This window comes from Vibrio sp. Y176, assembly GCF_033438945.1.
On sequence record NZ_JAWOQS010000145.1, the window covers coordinates 1 to 1,000 of the forward strand.

The 1,000-nt window shown below is 45.5% G+C and carries 2 protein-coding genes; one reads left to right on the forward strand and one right to left on the reverse strand.

From position 1 onward, the window contains the following. Positions 1 to 177 precede the first annotated feature (177 nt). Positions 178 to 702, forward strand: a complete 525-nt coding sequence (locus R7O13_RS24715) for an NADPH-dependent FMN reductase (protein ID WP_005484580.1) — start codon at positions 178 to 180, stop codon at positions 700 to 702. Between the two features lie 104 nt (positions 703 to 806). Here R7O13_RS24715 and R7O13_RS24720 read toward each other — a convergent pair. Beyond that, a partial coding sequence (locus tag R7O13_RS24720; protein ID WP_318304916.1) for a hypothetical protein occupies positions 807 to 1,000 on the reverse strand: 194 nt, incomplete at its 5' end.

The window sequence follows — 1,000 nt, forward strand, 5'->3', positions numbered from 1 at the left end:
ATTCTAGGCGTGCTTCTTGGCTATTTCTGAGCATATCTTTTCTATCGTTATCTCGCCTTTTAATTGAAATCAACTCCTTCGAAATATTCGAATCTCTCCATAAGATTTTTGTGGTTGTTGCCAGCCTGTTTAACTTTTATTCTGCAAAGCATAAAACGTGAACAAAGGAATATAACCATGAAAATTGTCGCATTCGGTGCTTCTACCAGCTCAACCTCAATCAACAAAACGCTTGCTACTTACGCCGCTCAACAAGTAGAAGGCGCGCAAGTGAACGTGTTGGATTTAAACAACTACAACGTTCCAATGTTTAGTGAAGACAAAGAGAAAGAAATCGGCCAAGCGGAAGGTGCAATCGCTTTTTTACGCGAGCTAGAGCAAGCTGATGCCATCGTTGTATCATTTGCAGAGCACAACGGTTCTTACGCTGCGGCTTACAAAAACTTGTTCGATTGGGCAACGCGTATCGAGCGCAATGTGTTCCAAAATAAACCGGTAGTTTACCTTGCTACGTCACCGGGCCCTGGTGGTGCACAAAGCGTGCTAGCGGCGGCAACGGGTTCAGCGCCATTTTTTGGAGCGGACGTTAAAGCGTCGGTTTCAGTACCAAGTTTTTACGAGAACTTTGACTTGGAGTCGGGTGAGATTGTAAATCAAGAAATTGCAGAGCAAGTGAAACAAGCCGTCGCATTGCTCAAGTAATACGTCATTAAAAAAGAGATTCCCGGCGCGTGATTTCGCGGGCTTGGGAATCTCTTATTCCTGATCTACTTAAATATTTATGTAGTTGTCTGCTTGGTGCCGATTTAAAGCTCGGTAATCGCTTTGCCTTTGCGTAATTTGCGTACCCACATACGGCTTGGGTGAAGTTCTGTCAGCACATCGACAGGGAGTGGCAGCGGGTCCCCACAGATCTGGGAGGCCAACACTTCTGCCAACAGATGGGCAGAGCTTAGACCTCGAGAGCCTAAACCTAAGAAGCAGAAAAGGTTACGGAATT

Excerpts from the sequence above, each read along its gene's own strand:
- R7O13_RS24715 (WP_005484580.1), top strand. The coding sequence starts at position 178 with ATGAAAATTGTCGCATTCGGTGCTTCTACCAGCTCAACCTCAATCAAC.